At 71.1% G+C, this 18,102-nt stretch carries 17 protein-coding genes; 13 read left to right on the top strand and 4 right to left on the bottom strand.

All coding sequences use genetic code 11. From position 1 onward, the window contains the following. The first annotated feature begins 85 nt into the window (after window positions 1-85). From ACIQM3_RS15450 to ACIQM3_RS15435, 4 genes are all read left to right on the top strand, one after another. Window positions 86-712, top strand: a complete 627-nt coding sequence (locus tag ACIQM3_RS15450; protein WP_401623957.1) for a DUF4232 domain-containing protein — start codon at window positions 86-88, stop codon at window positions 710-712. A gap of 165 nt (window positions 713-877) precedes the next feature. Continuing rightward, a complete protein-coding gene (locus ACIQM3_RS15445) occupies window positions 878-3,082 on the top strand; it encodes an MMPL family transporter (RefSeq protein ID WP_401623955.1) in 2,205 nt (734 codons plus the stop codon). 4 nt (window positions 3,083-3,086) lie between these two features. Then, window positions 3,087-4,271 (top strand): sensor histidine kinase, encoded by a 1,185-nt coding sequence (locus ACIQM3_RS15440; protein WP_401623953.1) that lies wholly within the window; start codon window positions 3,087-3,089, stop codon window positions 4,269-4,271. A gap of 1 nt (window position 4,272) precedes the next feature. Then, window positions 4,273-4,926: a response regulator gene (locus tag ACIQM3_RS15435; protein ID WP_401623951.1), complete on the top strand. Its 654-nt coding sequence runs from the start codon at window positions 4,273-4,275 to the stop codon at window positions 4,924-4,926. Window positions 4,927-4,963: 37 nt separating this feature from the next. On the opposite strand, the gene ACIQM3_RS15430 is transcribed toward ACIQM3_RS15435, so the two are convergent. Both ACIQM3_RS15430 and ACIQM3_RS15425 read right to left on the bottom strand, forming a co-directional pair. Continuing rightward, window positions 4,964-5,806 carry an endonuclease/exonuclease/phosphatase family protein gene (locus ACIQM3_RS15430; RefSeq protein ID WP_401623950.1) on the bottom strand — a complete coding sequence of 281 codons (843 nt, stop codon included), beginning with the start codon at window positions 5,804-5,806 and terminating at the stop codon, window positions 4,964-4,966. A 142-nt stretch (window positions 5,807-5,948) separates the two neighbouring features. Further along, window positions 5,949-6,620 carry a pirin family protein gene (locus ACIQM3_RS15425; protein ID WP_401623948.1) on the bottom strand — a complete coding sequence of 224 codons (672 nt, stop codon included), beginning with the start codon at window positions 6,618-6,620 and terminating at the stop codon, window positions 5,949-5,951. Between the two features lie 78 nt (window positions 6,621-6,698). Between ACIQM3_RS15425 and ACIQM3_RS15420 the strand changes: the two genes are divergently transcribed. The 6 genes from ACIQM3_RS15420 to ACIQM3_RS15395 all read left to right on the top strand — a co-directional run bounded on the left by ACIQM3_RS15420 (window position 6,699) and on the right by ACIQM3_RS15395 (window position 12,324). After that, the gene (locus ACIQM3_RS15420; RefSeq protein ID WP_401623946.1) at window positions 6,699-7,898 is read left to right on the top strand and encodes a PucR family transcriptional regulator; all 1,200 of its coding nucleotides are present in this window, start codon (window positions 6,699-6,701) and stop codon (window positions 7,896-7,898) included. An 89-nt stretch (window positions 7,899-7,987) separates the two neighbouring features. Next, window positions 7,988-8,902 carry an ACP S-malonyltransferase gene (locus ACIQM3_RS15415; RefSeq protein WP_401623944.1) on the top strand — a complete coding sequence of 305 codons (915 nt, stop codon included), beginning with the start codon at window positions 7,988-7,990 and terminating at the stop codon, window positions 8,900-8,902. Between the two features lie 13 nt (window positions 8,903-8,915). Further along, window positions 8,916-9,947, top strand: a complete 1,032-nt coding sequence (locus tag ACIQM3_RS15410; protein ID WP_401623942.1) for a ketoacyl-ACP synthase III — start codon at window positions 8,916-8,918, stop codon at window positions 9,945-9,947. A 63-nt stretch (window positions 9,948-10,010) separates the two neighbouring features. Continuing rightward, a complete protein-coding gene (locus ACIQM3_RS15405) occupies window positions 10,011-10,259 on the top strand; it encodes an acyl carrier protein (protein WP_014045780.1) in 249 nt (82 codons plus the stop codon). 79 nt (window positions 10,260-10,338) lie between these two features. Then, window positions 10,339-11,601 carry a beta-ketoacyl-ACP synthase II gene (gene fabF, locus ACIQM3_RS15400; protein ID WP_401623940.1) on the top strand — a complete coding sequence of 421 codons (1,263 nt, stop codon included), beginning with the start codon at window positions 10,339-10,341 and terminating at the stop codon, window positions 11,599-11,601. Window positions 11,602-11,712: 111 nt separating this feature from the next. Next, complete coding sequence (locus ACIQM3_RS15395; protein ID WP_401623938.1) at window positions 11,713-12,324, top strand: hypothetical protein; 612 nt, start codon at window positions 11,713-11,715, stop codon at window positions 12,322-12,324. Window positions 12,325-12,426: 102 nt separating this feature from the next. Here the strand turns inward: ACIQM3_RS15395 and ACIQM3_RS15390 are convergent, their stop codons facing one another. Then, window positions 12,427-12,921 (bottom strand): DUF3145 domain-containing protein, encoded by a 495-nt coding sequence (locus tag ACIQM3_RS15390; protein ID WP_401623936.1) that lies wholly within the window; start codon window positions 12,919-12,921, stop codon window positions 12,427-12,429. 362 nt (window positions 12,922-13,283) lie between these two features. On the opposite strand from ACIQM3_RS15390, the gene ACIQM3_RS15385 reads away from it, so the two are divergent. The 3 genes from ACIQM3_RS15385 (at window position 13,284) to ACIQM3_RS15375 (ending at window position 17,253) form a co-directional block, all read left to right on the top strand. Then, window positions 13,284-14,189 carry an SGNH/GDSL hydrolase family protein gene (locus ACIQM3_RS15385; protein WP_401623935.1) on the top strand — a complete coding sequence of 302 codons (906 nt, stop codon included), beginning with the start codon at window positions 13,284-13,286 and terminating at the stop codon, window positions 14,187-14,189. A gap of 11 nt (window positions 14,190-14,200) precedes the next feature. Continuing rightward, on the top strand, window positions 14,201-15,193 hold the full coding sequence (locus ACIQM3_RS15380) for an aldose epimerase family protein (protein ID WP_401623933.1): 993 nt from the start codon (window positions 14,201-14,203) through the stop codon (window positions 15,191-15,193). 125 nt (window positions 15,194-15,318) lie between these two features. Further along, on the top strand, window positions 15,319-17,253 hold the full coding sequence (locus tag ACIQM3_RS15375) for a flavin monoamine oxidase family protein (protein WP_401623931.1): 1,935 nt from the start codon (window positions 15,319-15,321) through the stop codon (window positions 17,251-17,253). Between the two features lie 42 nt (window positions 17,254-17,295). Here ACIQM3_RS15375 and ACIQM3_RS15370 read toward each other — a convergent pair whose 3' ends face one another. Continuing rightward, complete coding sequence (locus ACIQM3_RS15370) at window positions 17,296-18,087, bottom strand: EI24 domain-containing protein (protein ID WP_401623929.1); 792 nt, start codon at window positions 18,085-18,087, stop codon at window positions 17,296-17,298. Between the last annotated feature and the right edge of the window lie 15 nt (window positions 18,088-18,102).

The raw sequence follows: 18,102 nt of genomic DNA, 5'->3' as shown, positions 1-18,102 counted from the left end.
AACGTCCCATGGGCTGCTGAGGGTCTTGGTGAGCAGTAAGGCTCGCTCATACCGAGCGGACGGCACCGACCGCAAGGAAGAAACGATGCGCACCAAGAACCTCACCCTCGCCGCTCTCGTCCTCACCGCGGGACTCTCGCTCACCGCCTGCCAGGGGAACGAGGACTCCGCCACGAGCACGAGCGAGTCCGCGTCCTCCTCGGCCGAGCTCTCCGGAACCTCCGGGGGCGGCAGCGCCTCCGACGAGAAGGCCTCGACCGGCGGTGACGAGTCGACCACCACGCAGTCCGCCGAGGGCAGCGGCAACGGGCAGATCAACACCGGCCCCTGCCAGACCGCGAACCTCGCGTTCGGCACCGCTCACGGCATGGGCGAGGGCGACCTCCTCGTCAGCCTCAAGAACACCGGCGACGCGTGCACCCTCAAGGGCTTCCCCGGAGTCGACCTGAGGTCCGAGGACGCCTCCGGGCCCCTCAGCGCCAAGCGCAGCGAGCTCGACGCCCCGGTCGTCAACCTCGGCAACGGGGAGACGACTCGCTTCACCCTTCACTACCCGTCGGCCGAGGGCTCGGGCGCGTACGTCAGTGCCATCGAGGTCACCCCGCCCGACGAGACCCACTCCAAGTCCCTGCCGGTCTCCCTCCGCCTCCAGATCGCCGAAGGCGCCGACCAGAAGGTCACGGTCGACCCCGTAGGCACCGGCAAGCAGTAGGACGACGGTCGTTGGAAAGATACGGACCGCCCAGCTCCCTGAAACGGCCCGATTTCTGTCCGTAAGTTCCCAGTGAAGCCTTGGGGTTGTCCACCAGGTGGTGGACACGGGGTTCAGTCGGGAGGTCGTTTCGGGGGTGGGGGGTCTCCGGCCAGGCTTTCCGGCATGAGACAACTACCTGTACGCATGGCCCGATGGAGCGCCCGGCACACCGGGCGGGCGATCGCCGGCTGGTTCGCGTTCGTCGTCCTGTGCCTCGTGGCCGGCATCGCGATGGGGACCAACCAGGCCACCACCGAGGACTTCTGGGTCGGTGAGGCGGGACGCGCCGAGGCGATGGCCACCGAGGGCGGCCTGGAGCGCTCCCCCACCGAGCGGATCATGATCCGGGCCAGGTCGGGGCAGCTGGACATGGCAGCCGCCGGTGCGGCGGCGCAGGACGTGACCGCGCGGATGCGGGACCTGCCCGAGGTGGAGAGCGTGGCCGCTCCCGTCGGCTCGGAGGACGGCAAGGTCCTGCTGGTATCGGTGGTCCTGAACGGCCCCGAGCTGGAGGGGAAGAAGAACGTCGTACCGCTCCTGGAGCAGACGGCGGCGGTGGGTGCGGACCACCCGGACCTGGTGGTGGAGGAGACCGGGTCCCCGGCCATCAGCAAGGGCGTCAACGACCAGCGCGGTGAGGATCTCGCACTCTCCGAACGCATCAGCCTGCCCGTCACCGTCATCACCCTGCTGATCGTCTTCGGCTCGGTGATCATGGCGGGCGTGCCGTTGCTGCTGGCGCTCTCCTCGATCGCCGCGGCGATCGGGCTGTCCATGGTCGCGTCGCACGTCATGCCCGACGCCGGGGTCGGGATGAACCTCATCCTGCTCATCGGCCTGGCGGTGGGCGTCGACTACACGCTCTTCTACCTGAAGCGTGAACGTGAGGAACGGGCCCGCGCGGGCGGGCTACTGAGCTCCGAGGCGCTGGTGGAGCTGGCCGCGGCGACAGCGGGCAGGGCCATCGTGGTCTCGGGGCTCGCCGTGATCGTCTCCACGGCCACCCTGTATCTGGCCACGGACGTCATCTTCTCCTCACTGGCGACCGGGACCATCCTCGTCGTGGCCGTCGCCGTCGCCAGCTCGCTCACCGTGCTCCCCGCGCTGCTGGTCAAGATCGGCCACCGCACCGAACGCCGCGCCGCCCGCCGGGCGAAGCGCGGCAAGCCGGCCCGCACCGAAAAGCCGGAGACCGGGCGGGTGTTCGGCGCCCTTCTGCGCCCCGCCCGGACCCGGCCCGTCCTCACCCTGTGCCTGTCGGTCCTCGTCATGCTCGGCCTGGCGGCGCCCGCGCTCGGCCTGAAGCTCGTCGACCCGGGCAAGGACACCTTCTCCCGCGGCATCCCGGCCATGCAGGTCTACGACAGGCTGACCGGAAGCTTCCCCGAACTCTTCGTCACGCACGAGGTCGTCACCCGCTCCACCCCGGAGCGGGCCGCGGAGGTGAAGCAGGCGCTGGTGGACCTCGGCCGGCGCGTCCAGGCGGATCCGCTGTTCACGGAGCGGGTGAAGGACGCGGAGCCCACGGTGCGTACGTCGGCCGACGGCCGGATCAGCGTGCTGGAACTCTCGGTCCCCCACCCGGCGCCCTCCGCCGAGGCGATCGAGTCGCTCGAACACCTCCGGCAGGACCACATCCCCGCGACCGTCGGCCAACTGTCCGAAGTCGAGACGGGGGTGAGCGGCGACGTGGCCCGGGGCCAGGACTACGTGGCTCACGAGAGCGACAAGCTGCCGCTGGTCCTCGGGTTCCTGCTGCTGATGACCTTCCTGATGACCGTGTGGGCGTTCCGCTCGGTGGTGATCGGCGCCATCGGCGTCGTACTCAACCTGCTGTCCGCCGGCGCCTCCCTCGGCATGCTGGTCCTGGTCTTCCAGGGGACATGGGCGGAGGGCCTGCTGGCCTTCGACTCCCTCGGGGCGATCGCGTCCAGGGTGCCGCTGTTCCTCGTGGTGATCCTCTTCGGCCTGTCGATGGACTACCAGGTGTTCGTGGTCAGCCGGATCCAGGAGGCCAGGCAGAACGGCCTGTCCGCCCGGGAGGCGGTGCTGGAGGGCATCAACCGGTCGGCCAAGGTGGTGACCAGCGCGGCGATCGTGATGGTGACGGTGTTCGGCGCGTTCGTGGCCCTGCACCTCACCGAGATGAAGCAGATGGGCTTCTGCCTGGCCGTGGCGGTCCTGCTGGACGCCGTGGTCATCCGGCTCATGATCCTGCCGTCGGTGCTGCTGCTCCTCGGCGAGCGTGCCTGGTGGCCGGGGCGCCCCGGGCGGCGGGGCGAGCGGGCCGAGGTCCCTGCCGCCGGGCTGCCGGCGGAAGTAGGCTGACGCGGTGAAGCAACGGCCGCAGCCCGAGATCGAGTTGACCGTACCGTCGCTGCACCGGTGGAACGCCGTGTTCTGGGTGCTGCTGGGCGTGGTCCCGCCGGCCGTCGCGGTCGCAGACGCGCCCGACACGACGAGGTATCCGGTGCTGGCGCTGCTGGTCGTGCTGGCCCTGTCGTACGGCGCGGTGGGGCTGTTCCCCGGCAGCCCCGTCCTGCGCCCCCGCCCCTACCTGTACGTCCTCGTCGTGGGCCTGGGCGCGATGTCGTACCTCCTGGACGGCGGCGCGGCGCTCTACGCGGTGACGCTGCCGCACTTCTGGATCTACACCACGAGCGCGCGTGCCGCGATCGTCCTCAGCGGGGTCGCCGCGGCGGGCGTCGTGGCCGGCAACGTCGTACGGCAGGGTTGGGACGGGGAGTTCCTCACCGGCAACGTGATCTTCACGGTCATCGGCTACGCGGCCGGCGTGCTGATCGGGCTGGGCGTACGCCACATCACCGAGGACGCCGAAGAGCGGGCCCGCCGGCTGAACGCCGAACTGGAGGACGCCCGGCTCCGGCTGGTCGAGGCGCACCACCGCCAGGGGGCGGCGGACGAGCGCGAACGTCTCGCGCGGGAGATCCATGACACGCTCGCCCAGGGCTTCGCGTCCATCATCGTGCTCGCGGAAGCGGCCAGATCCGGTCTGGAGAACGACCCGGGCCGGAGCGGGAAGCAACTGCTCGCGATCGAGAACACCGCCCGCGAGAACCTCGCCGAGGCGCGCGTCCTCGTCGGTTCCGCCCCGCGGAGCGGTGTCGCCGCCGGCTCGGTGGCGGACACCCTGCGGCGGACCCTGGACCGCTTCACCGAGGACACCGGGATCGGCGTCGCCTCCGAACTGCCGGACGTCGCCTGCGACCAGCAGACCCGGATCGCTCTCCTGCGCTGCACCCAGGAGTCCCTCGCCAACATCCGCAAGCACGCGGCGGCCTCCGCCGTGGAGGTGGTCCTCACCGCGCAGCCGTACGGGGTGGAGCTGGAGATCACCGACGACGGCCGCGGCTTCGTGGCCGAGGACTCCCACGGCTTCGGGCTGCACGGCATGCGCAAGCGGCTGGCCGAGCTCGGCGGTGAGCTCACCGTCACCAGCTCGGTCGGTGACGGCACACGTGTCCTGGCCATGATTCCCACCGACGGACAGGGCTGAAATGACACAAGGGGCAGCGGAGAAGAAGCTCCGGATCATCGTGGCGGACGACCATACGGTGATGCGCGCCGGGGTCGTCGCCCTGCTGGCCGACGAACCCACCATCGAGATCGTCGGCGAGGCCGAGGACGGGCGGGCGGCCGTCGGGCTCGTGGAACGGCTGGAGCCCGACGTGGCGCTGATGGATCTGCGGATGCCCGTCCTCGACGGGACGAGCGCCACCACGGAGATCGTCGCCGGGCCCGCCCGGACCCGGGTGCTGATCCTGACCACGTACGAGACCGACGCGGAGATCGAGCGCGCCGTCGAGGCCGGCGCCATCGGCTACCTGCTCAAGGACGCCACCCGCGAGCAGTTGGTGGACGCCGTCCACTCGGCGTCCCGGGGCGAGACGGTGCTGGCTCCGCGCGTCGCGGCGCGGCTGGTGGCCCGGATGCGGATGCCGGCCCCGGTGACGCTGACGAGACGGGAGGTGGACGTGCTGGGCGCGGTGGCGGACGGGCTGTCCAACGTGGAGATCGGCCGCCGGCTGGTCATCACGGAGGCCACGGTGAAGACGCATCTGCTGCGGGTCTTCGCCAAGCTGGACGTCGGCGACCGCACGCACGCGGTGGTGACGGCGCTCGAACTGGGACTGCTGGAGCGGCGCCCGTAGGCCCGGCGGGGTCGGGTCCACGGGGGCTGCGGGACGGTCAGCGGGTGACCAGGACCTTGCTGAGCAGCGGCAGATGGTCGGAGGCGGCCGGGTCGGTGTGCACCACCCGGGTGACCAGGGGCGTCGCCCCGCGGTTCGTGTAGATGACGTCGATCCGCTTGGCCGGGGCCTCGGAGGGGTGGGTCGCGCCGTCACCGCGCGGGTGCGGCGACCGGGCCCACGCGTCGGTGTAGGCCTTCTGCAGCGGCTGGGACTCCGGCGCGGTCGGCAGCGCGTTGAAGTCGCCCACCAGGATCCCCGGCTTCGTCGTCCCGATCAGCTCCACGACCTGGCCGGCCTGCGCGAGGCGGTCGGTCTGCGAGCTGGCGGACAGGTGGGTGTTGTAGAACTCCACCTTCCTGCCGTGGACGTCGATCGTGGCGTGCAGCAGGCCGCGTTGCTCCTGATCCGGCGACTTGAACAGCCAGGTGTTCTCCGAGGCGGTGATCGGGTAGCGGGACAGGATCGCGGTGCCGTACTGCACGCGGTGGCCGCCGGGGGCCGGCGGGGCGTTGTCGATGTTGGCGCCGAACACGACGTGGTAACCCAGCGCTTCGGCGAGTGCGGCGGACTGGTCGGCCCACTCGCTGCGATCCGAGTAATGGTTGTCGACCTCCTGGAGGCCCACCACGTCGGCACCGCTCTCGCGGACCACGCGGGCGATCCGACGGAGGTCCAGCACGTCGTCGGTCCCCTGGGCATGGTGGATGTTGAACGACATGACGTCCAGCACGCGGGCACCGGGGAGGGGCGCGGCGTCGGCGGCCGATGCCTGGGCGACGGATCCCGCGGCGGCGAGCGCGACGACGGTGGCGATGACGGACAGGGTCCGGCGGAACATGGGAGCCTCCTGGCACGGGGTCACGGACGGCCCCGATCATGGCCGGGCCCACTGGCGCCCGCGTGGCCGCGAGGTGAAGATCCTCCCCCCGGCGGATGCCGTCGGGGTGCGGACCCCGCAAGGAGCTCCCGTCCGCCCCGCATCACACCGAGGCGAGCTCCCAGAGCAGCACCTCGGCCTGCTCCAGCGCCTCGGCCTCCAGCCCCCGGGACTCCGTGATCCGGGCCGAGTCGCCCGGCCCCAGTTCCTCGCCCGCGAGGAGCACACGGCCCCGTACGACGTGGACGTAGACGCCCGCCGCGTCGGGCACGGCGGTTCGCTCGCCCTCGGTCTGCCGGCGCACATGGAGCATGGCGCCCGCCTCGGGGAGGGCGTAGGGGGTGGAATCGGCGATCCCGGCGACGTGCGTGTAGGAGGGCTCCCCGCCGGCCCGCAGAGGGGCCAGCCACATCTGGATGAACGTCAGCGGGTGTTCCCCGTCGTTGCGCTCGACATGCCGCACCCCGGCGGCCGAGCTGAGGTGCTGGACGTCCCCGGCCCGTACGACGGTGGCGTGCGAGGCCGAGTCGCGGTGGGTGAGTTCGCCCTCCACCACCCAGGTGACGATCTCGGTGTGGCTGTGTGGATGCTCGTCGAAGCCCGCGCCCGGGGCGAGACGCTCCTCGTTGCAGGCCAGGATCGGGCCGAAGCGCAGATTGTCCGGGTCGTAGAACCGCCCGAAGGAGAACGCGTGCAGGGTCTCGATGCCCGCGGAGTCACCCGTGGCCGGGTCCCCGCCGCGGAACCGGTCCCCGGAGCGGCGTACGTACATCACGCCACCAAGGTATCCCCGTCGGCCGGTCTTCCGCCCCGCCCCTCCGGTCACCTGTCCCGATAAGGCAGTCTTGTGTGCGTGCCCCAACCCGATCCTGAGCAGCCCGCCTCGCATGACCCGCATCTCCACGCCGCGACCCTGAAACGCCTGGAGCAGTCCTCCGGCCGGCTGGCCGCGAACGCCATCGCCCGCATGGACGAGACGCTGCCGTGGTACCGGGCGATGCCACCGGAGAACCGGTCCTGGATCGGCCTGGTCGCCCAGGCCGGTATCGCCGCCTTCACCGAGTGGTTCCGGCATCCGGAGACACCGCAGGCGATCTCCACCGATGTGTTCGGCACGGCTCCGCGGGAGCTGACGCGGGCGATCACCCTGCGACAGACCGTCGAGATGGTGCGCACGACGATCGAGGTCATGGAGACCGCGATCGAGGAGGTCGCGGCGCCCGGTGACGAGTCGGTGCTGCGCGAGGCGCTCCTCGTCTACGCGCGCGAGATCGCCTTCGCGACCGCGCAGGTCTACGCGCAGGCCGCCGAGGCCCGCGGTGCGTGGGACGCCCGCCTGGAGTCGCTCGTGGTGAACGCGGTGCTGTCCGGCGAGGCGGACGAGGGCGCCGTGTCCCGGGCCGCCGCCCTCGGCTGGAACTCCCCCGAGCATGTGTGTGTCGTCCTCGGCACCGCCCCCGAGGGTGACAGCGAGCTCACGGTGGAGGCGATCCGTCGGGCGGCCAGGCACGCGAAGCTCCAGGTCCTGACCGGGGTCCTCGGACACCGTCTGGTGGTGATCGCGGGCGGCAGCGACAATCCCCTGAACGTCGCGAAGTCGCTGATCGGACCGTATGCGGCCGGCCCCGTCGTCGCCGGGCCCGTGGTGCCCGACCTCCTCGCGGCCACCCGGTCCGCGCAGGCCGCGGCCGCCGGTCTCAAAGCCTGCTCGGCGTGGCAGGACGCTCCGAGGCCCGTCCTGTCGGACGATCTCCTTCCTGAGCGTGCGATGGCGGGAGACCCCGCCGCGCGCGATCAGCTGGTGGAGGAGATCTACAGACCGCTCGAAGAAGCGGGTTCAGCACTTCTGGAGACGCTGAGTGTGTATCTGGAGCAGGCGAGCAGTCTTGAGGGCGCGGCACGGATGCTGTTCGTGCACCCCAATACCGTGCGCTACCGGCTGCGACGTGTGACCGACGTCACCGGCTGGTCACCCTCCGACGTCCGTTCCGCGTTCACGCTGCGGATCGCCCTCATCCTGGGGCGCTTGGCCGCCGGGGACACTCAGTCCTAGACTTTTGTCGAACTTCAACAATTCCCCTGACGGTTCTTCGTCCCTGTCCCCACGGGCATCCGGGGCCGTCCACAAGAGAGAGTGTGAGGGTGCTCGTACTCGTCGCTCCCGGCCAAGGCGCTCAGACGCCCGGCTTCCTGACTCCCTGGCTCGAACTCCCCGGTGCCGCCGACCGCATCGCGGGATGGTCCGACGCCATCGGGCTCGACCTTGCCCATTACGGCACGAAGGCCGACGCGGACGAGATCCGCGACACGGCGGTGGCCCAGCCGCTGCTGGTCGCCGCGGGTCTCCTCTCCGCCGCCGCCCTGGACGCCTCCCCCGGCGTCGTCGCCGGCCACAGCGTCGGTGAGATCACCGCCGCCGCGCTGGCCGGTGTCATCGACGACGAGGCGGCGCTCCGATTCGTACGCACCCGAGGACTCGGCATGGCCGAGGCCGCCGCGGTGACCGAGACCGGCATGGCCGCGCTCCTCGGCGGGGAGCCGGACGTCACGGTCCCGCACCTCGAGAAGCTGGGGCTCACCCCGGCCAACGTCAACGGCGGCGGGCAGATCGTCGCCGCCGGCACCGCGGCGCAGATCGCCGCGCTGGTCGAGGACAAGCCCGAGGGCGTACGCCGCGTGGTGCCTCTCAAGGTGGCCGGCGCGTTCCACACGTCGCACATGGCTCCGGCCGTGGACAAGCTGCGTGAAGCCGCCACCGCCCTGACGGTCACCGACCCGAAGATCACGTACGTGTCGAACGCCGACGGGAAGACGGTCGCCACCGGCGACGAGGTCATCTCGCGGCTCGTCGGCCAGGTCGCCAACCCGGTCCGCTGGGACCTGTGCATGGAGACCTTCGCCGAGCTCGGTGTCACCGCCCTCATCGAGGCCGCGCCCGGTGGGACCCTGGTCGGGCTCGCCAAGCGCGCGCTGCCCGGTGTGCGGACCCTCGCGCTCAAGACCCCCGACGACCTCGACGCGGCCCGCGCGCTCATCTCCGAGCACGCAGGCGCCTAAGGAGCCCGAGAGCATGTCGAAGATCAAGCCCAGCAAGGGCGCCCCGTACGCGCGGATCATGGGTGTGGGCGGCTACCGCCCGACCCGTGTCGTGCCCAACGAGGTGATCCTCGAGACGATCGACTCGTCCGACGAGTGGATCCGCTCCCGCTCCGGTATCGCCACCCGGCACTGGGCCTCCGACGAGGAGACCGTGTCCATGATGTCCGTGGAGGCCTCCGGCAAGGCGATCGCGGACGCCGGCATCGATCCCGGGCAGATCGGCGGAGTCATCGTCTCCACCGTCTCGCACTTCAAGCAGACCCCCGCCGTCGCCACCGACATCGCGCACAGGATCGGCGCGGGCAAGCCCGCCGCGTTCGACATCTCGGCCGGCTGCGCGGGCTTCGGCTACGGCCTCACGCTCGCCAAGGGCATGATCGTCGAGGGCTCGGCAGAGTACGTACTTGTCATCGGCGTCGAGCGGCTCAGCGACCTCACCGACCTGGAGGACCGCGCGACGGCCTTCCTGTTCGGCGACGGCGCGGGCGCGGTCGTGGTCGGCCCCTCCCAGGAGCCGGCCATCGGCCCCACGGTCTGGGGCTCCGAGGGCGACAAGTCCGAGACGATCAAGCAGACCGTGTCGTGGAACGACTTCCACATCGGCGACGTCTCGAACCTGCCTCTCAACGAACGGGGCGAGGTCAAGTTCCCGGCCATCACGCAGGAGGGCCAGGCGGTCTTCCGCTGGGCCGTCTTCGAGATGGCGAAGGTCGCCCAGCAGGCGCTGGAAGTGGCCGGGATCTCCCCGGAGGACCTGGATGTCTTCATTCCGCACCAGGCGAACATGCGGATCATCGACTCGATGGTGAAGACGCTCAAGCTGCCGGAGCACGTCACGGTCGCCCGTGACGTGGAAACCACCGGCAACACGTCGGCCGCCTCGATTCCGCTCGCAATGGAGCGGCTTCTGGCGACCGGTCAGGCCAAGAGCGGCGACACGGCGCTCATCATCGGCTTCGGGGCGGGTCTCGTCTACGCCGCGACGGTCGTTACCCTCCCCTAGGCACACCGGACCTTTCGGTCCGCACGCCCGAACCCTGCAGAAACATATCGAAGGAGCGCCAACATGGCCGCCACTCAGGAAGAGATCGTCACCGGTCTCGCCGAGATCGTCAACGAGATCGCCGGTATCCCGGTCGAGGACGTCCAGCTGGACAAGTCCTTCACCGACGACCTGGACGTCGACTCGCTGTCCATGGTCGAGGTCGTCGTCGCCGCCGAAGAGCGCTTCGACGTCAAGATCCCCGACGAGGACGTCAAGAACCTCAAGACGGTCGGCGACGCCGCCGACTACATCCTGAAGCACCAGGGCTGATCCCAGCCCGTCCCGTGTGTCGCCACCCGGCGGTGGCGCCGCTGATTCACGACCCTCTACACGTGGAGAAGATTTTCCAGTGAGCCCGACCAATCGCACCGTGGTCGTCACCGGTATCGGCGCAACCACTCCGCTGGGTGGCGACTCCGCATCGACCTGGGAAGGTCTGATGGCCGGCCGTTCCGGCGTCAAGCCTCTCGAGGGCGAACGTTTCGCCGAACTGCCCGTCCGGATCGCCGCCCTCGCGGCCGTCGATCCCGGCGAGGTACTGCCCCGACCGCTCGCCCGCAAGCTGGACCGCTCGGCGCAGTTCGCGCTGATCGCCGCCCGTGAGGCGTGGGCGGACGCCGGCTTCACCGGCAAGGCCGGTGAGGACGAGAAGATCCAGCCCGAGCGCCTGGGCTCGGTCATCGCCTCCGGCATCGGCGGCGTGATCACCCTGCTCGACCAGTACGACGTGCTCAAGGAGAAGGGCGTACGCCGCGTCTCCCCGCACACCGTTCCCATGCTCATGCCCAACGGCCCGGCCGCCAACGTCGGCCTGGAGGTCAACGCCCAGGCGGGTGTCCACACTCCGGTCTCCGCCTGTGCGTCGGGCGCCGAGGCCATCGGGTACGCCGTCGAGATGATCCGCACCGGCCGTGCCGATGTGGTCGTCGCCGGTGGCACCGAGGCGGCCATCCACCCGCTGCCGATCGCGGCCTTCGCCAACATGATGGCGATGTCCAAGAGCAACGACGAGCCCGAGAAGGCCTCGCGTCCGTACGACACGTCCCGTGACGGCTTCGTCCTCGGCGAGGGCGCCGGCGTCGTGATCCTGGAGTCCGCGGAGCACGCCGCCGCGCGTGGCGCCAAGGTCTACTGCGAGGTGCTCGGCCAGGGTCTGTCCGCGGACGCCCACCACATCGCGCAGCCCGAGCCCACCGGGCGCGGGATCGCCGCCGCGATGCAGAACCTGCTGGACTCGACGGACCTCAAGCCGTCGGAGGTCGTCCACCTCAACGCGCACGCCACGTCCACGCCGCAGGGCGACATCGCGGAGATCAAGGCGCTGCGTGCGGTGCTGGGCGACGACCTGGACCATGTCGCGATCTCCGCCACGAAGTCCATGACGGGCCACCTGCTGGGTGGCGCGGGCGGTATCGAGACCGTGGCGACGGTCCTGGCGCTGCACAAGCGGATGGCGCCGCCCACGATCAATGTCGACGACCTCGACGAGGCGGTCGACGCGGACGTCGTGCGCGGTGAGCCGCGTGCGCTGCCGGAGGGACCGATCGCCGCGATCAACAACTCGTTCGGCTTCGGTGGCCACAACGTGGTGCTGGCGTTCCGTTCGGTCTGACCGGCTGATCCTGCCGCGAGGCCCGCTTCCCCCTTCGGGAGGCGGGCCTCGCGCATGTGCGCGCCGTCGCGGGGGCGGCGCACCGACACGTCCGACCAGCGAGGGAAAGACATGCACACGACGATCAGCCCGTTCACGCTCGCGTACCTGAAGGAGAGGCAGCCCGTCGGGCTCACGAAGTACGGCTGGCAGGGCACCTCCGCGGAGTTCGGCGACATCCGGGTGGTGTACCCGGCGGGCCGGGACACTCCGGACGCGATCGTCACCGAGGCGCGCGGCGGGCTGATCCCCACGGCGGTGTTCGAGACACGGGGCCCGCACGCGGAGATCGTGTCGATGCCGACCCTGAACCGCTCGACGCTCCGTGTCGGCGACGGGCTCGTGCGGATGAGCCGGAACCGGTGGGCGCCGACACACCGGGGGCGCGCCCTGCGGATGACGTACCTGGGCGATGTGTACGTGCTCAGGGCGGTCGGCCGCCGGGCGTACGAGCTGTCCCGGAAGCCGGACTCCGAGGACCCGGGCTCCGTCGTCACGGTGCGGCAGTCCGGCCTCGGAAACGGCAGGCGGATGACCGTGCGGGCAGGTGGACGCGTCCTGCCCGCCGACGTCGCCCTCGCGGTCCTCTTCACCGGGGTCGACCGGTCCGTGCTGACCCGGCGTGGGGCGGTCCGGGCGGGCCTCTCCAGGATCTTCAACTTCTGGGCCGAGTCCCAGGCCTGAGTGCCGGCCCGGTGCCCCGCCCCGGACCACATGCGCAGAGGGCCGCGGCCAAACGTTTCTGCGCACTCCCCGGCCAGGGCTCGGGGCCTGAACAGGCCCCTGCTACACCACCTGGTGCAGCCACCGCACGGGCGCGCCCTCACCGGCGTGGCGGAAGGTCTCCAGCTCGTCGTCCCACGGCTTGCCCAGGAGCTTGGCGACCTCGGCCTCCAGGTCCGTCTCACCGTTCAGGGACCGCGCCAGGGCCGCCCGCAGCCGGTCCTCGGGGACCAGGATGTCACCGTGCATGCCGGTGACGGCGTGGAAGATGCCGAGACCCGGCGTGGAGCTGTAGCGCTCGCCCTCCGCCGTGGCGCACGGTTCCGCCGTCACCTCGAAGCGCAGCAGGTCCCAGCCGCGGAGGGCCGAGGCAAGCTCCGACGCCGTGCCCGCCCGGCCCTTCCAGGAGAATTCGGACCGCCAGGTGTTGGGCGCGGCCGGCTGTCTGGTCCAGTCCAGCTGGACCCTCACACCGAGTACGCCCGCCACCGCCCATTCGACATGCGGGCACAGCGCGCGCGGTGCGGAGTGAACGTAAAGGACTCCACGTGTCGTCACCGGGACCTCCAGTGTGGGACGAGGTTCGCCTTCCCCAGCGGCCTCGCGCCCGTACGGTCTCTTCCCGGCCGGCTCCCGAGGTTGTCATCAGTAAACAGCATCGGGAGTGAATCTCCAGAAAAGGGACAGTATGTGACGTGAGATAACTTACCGGACCCGCCGATTCGTCCGCGGGCCGGGCGGGCGCCACTGGCTCGACGGGGAAAAGCTACCGTGCGCCGGGGTCGGGTGTGTGACGTACCGTCGGTCCCGGGCCCCTGATTCGCCCAGCACTCACCCGCGAGGGCGCGAGGGCCCGCCACCTGGGGCTGTCCGGGTGTGCCAGGGGCACAATCACCCGTGTGACCGAAGGGGAAACAGGGATGCCTGAGCGTTCGCCACGCCGCCGTGCCCGCGGCGCCGCGGCCACTCTGGCGGCGGTCGCGCTCGTCGCCGCGGCCGCGCTCGCGGGCTGCACCTCCGACGGGGGCACGGAGTCGCGGAGCACCCCGGGCGCCCGAAGCCCCTCGCCGACGCCGGCGTGGGACGCGAGCCCCGCCTCCATCGCGGCCGTCGGGGACTCCATCACCCGGGGCTTCGACGCCTGCTCGGTGCTGGCCGACTGCCCCGAGGTGTCCTGGGCGACCGGGACCGACGGCGGGGTGCGCAGCCTCGCCGTACGCCTCCTGGGGGCGTCGAAGGCGGCCTCGCACAGCTGGAACCACGCCGTGTCGGGGGCCAGGATCGCGCAGCTGCCGGAGCAGATGGCGCTGGCCGCGAAGGACCGGCCGGGGCTGGTCACGGTGATGATCGGCGCGAACGACGCCTGCCGGGACTCGGTGCGGCTGATGACTCCGGTGGCCGACTTCCGGGCCTCCTTCGAGGCGTCGATGCGGCAGTTGCGGGCCTCGGCCCCGAAGTCGCAGGTGTACGTGTCGAGCGTGCCGGATCTCAAGCGGCTCTGGTCCACCGGGCGGGAGAACCCGCTGGGCAAGCAGATCTGGAAGCTGGGGATCTGCCGGTCGATGCTGGGCGACGCCGACGACATGGGGACGGCGGCCGTCGCGCGGCGCGACGCGGTGCTGGCGCGGGTCGTCGCGTACAACGAGGCGCTGCGGGACGTCTGCGCGCGGGACGAGCTCTGCCGCTACGACGGCGGGGCGGTCTTCGACTACCGGTTCACCGGTGCGCAGCTCAGCGAGTGGGACTGGTTCCACCCGGGACGCAACGGCCAGGCCAGGCTGGCAGAAATCGCTTACCGCGAGATCACGGCGGCCGGTCGGCCTTAAGGTTATTGATCATGACTACGGGTGCAGCGGTACACAGCGAAGACTTCTCCACGCTCGGCGACGGCACACCGGTCCGGCGCTGGACCCTGGAACGCGGGGGCGTGCGGGTGCGGGTGCTGACGTACGGCGCCGTGGTGCAGTCCGTCGTGGTGCCCGGGCGGGACGGCACCCGGGCCGAGGTGGCCCTGGGGCTGCCGGACGCCAAGGGGTACGAGACGCACACGGGCCCCTATTTCGGCGCCACCGTCGGGCGGTACGCGAACCGGATCGCGGGCGGCTCCTTCGTCCTCGACGGGCGGACGCACCGGGTGACACCGAACGAGGGCCGCAACACCCTGCACGGCGGCGAGCGGGGTTTCGACAAGCGGGTGTGGGACGCCGAGGAGGTTCCGGACGGTGTGCGGCTCTCCCTGGTCTCCGGGGACGGCGAGGAGGGCTTCCCGGGGCGGCTGGAGGTCTCGGTGACGTACACCCTGGACGAGGACGGCGCGCTGCGGATCGCCTACCGGGCGACGACGGACGCGCCGACCGTGGTGAACCTGACGAACCACACGTACTGGAATCCGGCCGGCACGGACAGCGGGAGCGCGCTCGGGCACGAACTGCGGGTCGCGGCAGGGCGGATCACGGCGGTGGACGAGGAGTCGATCCCCACGGGCGAACTCCTGCCGGTGGAGGGGACCCGGTTCGACTTCCGGGAGCCGAAGCCTGTGGGGCCCGGCTACGACACCAACTACGCGCTGGAGGAGACCGGCGACGATCCGGTCGCCGAGCTGTACGACCCGGCGTCCGGCCGCCTGCTGACGGTGCGTACGACGGAGCCGGGGCTCCAGCTGTACACCGCCGACCACATCGACGACGGTCCGTTCGGGGCGTGCGCGGGGATCGCGCTGGAGACGCAGCACTTCCCCGACTCGCCGAACCACCCGGAGTTCCCGAGCACGGTGCTGCGGCCGGGCGAGGAGTTCGTCTCCACGACGGTGTACGGGTTCTCCGTGCGCTGAGCCTCAACTCCCGCTGGTCCGGCCCGTGTCAACACCGGTCGACCAAGATCACCACCGGGTGAATCAGAGCGGTGGGCGCGCGTCCACGACGGTCTCGTCAGGTCCCGCACAGCAGGGTGATCAACATGACCTCACCTGTTGATGAATCGTCCCCCACCCTGCCTTCCCGCCGTGCCGTGATCGCGGGCGCCACGGCCGGTGCCGCGGCCCTCGCCGTGACCGGCGCCGCCCCGCCCGCAGGGGCCGCGGCGCCCCGGGCCACGGCCGCCGCGCCGGAAGCGGCGCCCGGATCCGACCGGGAAGCCGCTCTCCTCGTCGCCCGCGCCATCCTCGTACGCGACGAGAACGACCAGGACCTGGTGCCCGGTTACCGTGAGGTCCTGCTGGGCAAGGGCCTGCCCCGCACCCGTGCCGCGCGCAAGAAGGTGCTGGTCGTCGGTGCGGGACCGGCCGGACTCACGGCGGCGCGGCTGCTCCACGAGGCCGGTCACGACGTCACCGTGATCGAGGCCAACGGCAACCGTGTCGGCGGCCGCATCAAGACCTTCCGGGCCGGCGGCCACGAGCAGTCGGAGCCGCCCTTCGCCGATCCGAAGCAGTACGCGGAAGCCGGCGCCATGCGCATCCCGGACAGCCACCCGCTGGTCACCGGGCTGATGGCTCATCTCGGGCTGAAGACCCGGCGCTTCCACCTGACCGACGTGGACACGGAAGGGCGTCCCGCCAACCGCACCTGGATCCATGTCAACGGCGTCCGGGTCCGCCGCGCCGACTACGCCGCGAAGCCGCAGGCGGTCAACCGCTCCTTCGGCGTCCCCGCGGCCCACGAGAACACCCCCGCCTCGCAGATCGTGCGGGACGCGTTCGCCCCCGTACGCGCGGAGATCGAGGGCAAGGAGGGCAGCGCCCTGGTCGACGGCTGGGCGACCGTCCTCCAGCGTTACGGGCACTTCTCGATGTTCCGGTACATGACCGAGGTGGCCAAGCTCGACGAGCGCACCGTCGACCTCATCGGCACGGTCGAGAACATGACCTCGCGGCTCCATCTCGCCTTCCTGCACAGCTTCATCGGGGCGTCGCTGATCAGCCCCGCGACCTCCTTCTTCGAGCTGCCCGACGGCACCGCGACCCTGGCCGACGCGATGTACGCGCAGGTGAAGGATCTGGTGCACCTGGACCGCCGGGCCACCCGGATCAGCCACTCCGAGGACGGGGTGAGTGTGGAGACGGTCTCCGAGGGGCGGGGCGGTCCCGTCGTCCGGGAGACCTTCACCGGCGACCGGGCCATCGTCACGGTGCCCTTCTCCGGGCTGCGGCACATCCCGGTCGCCCCGGCGCTCTCGTACGGCAAGAGGCGCGCGATCACCGAGGTCCACTACGACGCGGCGACCAAGGTGCTGCTCGAATTCAGCCGCCGCTGGTGGGAGTTCGACGAGGCGGACTGGAAGCGTGAGCTGGAGGCCGTACGTCCCGGTCTGTACGACGCCTACCGGCTGGGCAAGGCCCCGGCCGACGGCTCGCTGCTGGGCACGCACCCCTCCGTACCGAGCGGCCACATCCCGCCGAACCAGCGTGTCCACTACGCCGCTTGCCGGGCCACCGCCCGCAATCAGCCGGAGGCGGCCCACGTCATCGGCGGTGGCTCGGTGACCGACAACGCCAACCGGTTCATGTACCAGCCCTCGCACCGGGTCGAGGGCAGCGAGGGCGGGGTCCTGCTCGCCTCGTACAGCTGGGCCGACGACGCCCTGAAGTGGGACTCGCTGGAGGACGACGAGCGCTATCCGCGCACCCTGGGCGGCGTGCAGGACGTGTACGGGCAGCGGATCGAGGTGTTCTACACGGGCGTCGGCCGCACCCAGTCCTGGATGCGTGACCCGTACGCGTACGGCGAGGCGTCGGTGCTGCTGCCCGGCCAGCACACCGAGCTGTTCCCGGATGTGCGGACGCCTGAGGGTCCGCTGCACTTCGCCGGCTGCCACACGTCCATCAAGCCGGCCTGGATCGAGGGCGCCCTGGAGTCCGCGGTCCGGACGGCGCTGGAGGTCCACGGCGCCTGACCCGGTGCGGAGCCCCCGGACCCGACCGGTCCGGGGGCCTCCTCAGTCCTTGTGGAGGGTGTACGGCGACGAAGGAACCGGCTCCGGGTCGGTCCCGGGCGGCGCCGTCAGCTCGCGGGCCAGCAGCGTGGCCCCCGCGACGGCGCCCGGCATCAGGAGCACGGCCACGAAGGGGACGAGGAAGGCGAGCACGAGCGGGACCCCGAAGCCCAGGACCATCATGCGGCGGCCCCGCAGCAGCGCGAGCCGGTCCTTCAGGACCATGCCGCGGCGCTGGAGGGCGACGCCGGTGAGCTCCTCGGACAGGAAGTAGCCGGAGACGCAGAAGCCGAGGACGGGGATCACGGTCTGTCCGACGACGGGGATGAACCCGAGGGCGAAGAGCAGCACCCCGTAGAGCGCGACGCGCAGCAGGATGCGGACGGAGTCGCGGGCGGAGATCCACAGCTCGCGCCAGAGCGGCAGACCCGACTCGGGCACCTCGCCGCCCTCGCTGCGGTCGACCTCCTCGGAGAGCGACTCGTAGAACGGCTGGCCGACCAGCAGGGTCACCGCGGTGAACGTGATGACCGCGAGGAATGTCCCGAACACGAAGACCAGGACGACCAGGGTGTTGCGCAGGAGCCCCAGCCAGGGCGAGGACCAGTCGTCGGCGAACGGCGTGGCCCAGGCGACGAAGTCGTCGGCTCCGTAGCCCAGTCCGACCAGCGCGCCCGCGTAGACGACGAGGGTGACCAGCGCGGGCAGCAGGCCGAAGCCGAACCACTTGCCGTGTCCGAGGACCCAGCGCTGGCCCTTGATCACGTACCCGAAACCCGCCCCGAGATCACTCATGGCGCCAGCCTACGT

Origin of the sequence: Streptomyces sp. NPDC091271, from assembly GCF_044757505.1 — a bacterium.
Taxonomy (GTDB): domain Bacteria; phylum Actinomycetota; class Actinomycetes; order Streptomycetales; family Streptomycetaceae; genus Streptomyces.
The sequence above is the reverse complement of the archived record's forward strand: the minus strand, read 5'-3'. Positions and strand labels throughout refer to the sequence as shown.

What these genes read in the sequence shown, in the direction of transcription:
- ACIQM3_RS15450 (WP_401623957.1), top strand. Translation starts at nt 86, where the DNA reads ATGCGCACCAAGAACCTCACCCTCGCCGCTCTCGTCCTCACCGCGGGA.
- ACIQM3_RS15445 (WP_401623955.1), top strand. Translation starts at nt 878, where the DNA reads ATGAGACAACTACCTGTACGCATGGCCCGATGGAGCGCCCGGCACACC.
- ACIQM3_RS15435 (WP_401623951.1), top strand. Translation starts at nt 4,273, where the DNA reads ATGACACAAGGGGCAGCGGAGAAGAAGCTCCGGATCATCGTGGCGGAC.
- ACIQM3_RS15430 (WP_401623950.1), bottom strand. Translation starts at nt 5,806, where the DNA reads ATGTTCCGCCGGACCCTGTCCGTCATCGCCACCGTCGTCGCGCTCGCC.
- ACIQM3_RS15410 (WP_401623942.1), top strand. Translation starts at nt 8,916, where the DNA reads ATGTCGAAGATCAAGCCCAGCAAGGGCGCCCCGTACGCGCGGATCATG.
- ACIQM3_RS15405 (WP_014045780.1), top strand. Translation starts at nt 10,011, where the DNA reads ATGGCCGCCACTCAGGAAGAGATCGTCACCGGTCTCGCCGAGATCGTC.
- ACIQM3_RS15395 (WP_401623938.1), top strand. Translation starts at nt 11,713, where the DNA reads ATGCACACGACGATCAGCCCGTTCACGCTCGCGTACCTGAAGGAGAGG.
- ACIQM3_RS15385 (WP_401623935.1), top strand. Translation starts at nt 13,284, where the DNA reads ATGCCTGAGCGTTCGCCACGCCGCCGTGCCCGCGGCGCCGCGGCCACT.
- ACIQM3_RS15380 (WP_401623933.1), top strand. Translation starts at nt 14,201, where the DNA reads ATGACTACGGGTGCAGCGGTACACAGCGAAGACTTCTCCACGCTCGGC.
- ACIQM3_RS15375 (WP_401623931.1), top strand. Translation starts at nt 15,319, where the DNA reads ATGACCTCACCTGTTGATGAATCGTCCCCCACCCTGCCTTCCCGCCGT.
- ACIQM3_RS15370 (WP_401623929.1), bottom strand. Translation starts at nt 18,087, where the DNA reads ATGAGTGATCTCGGGGCGGGTTTCGGGTACGTGATCAAGGGCCAGCGC.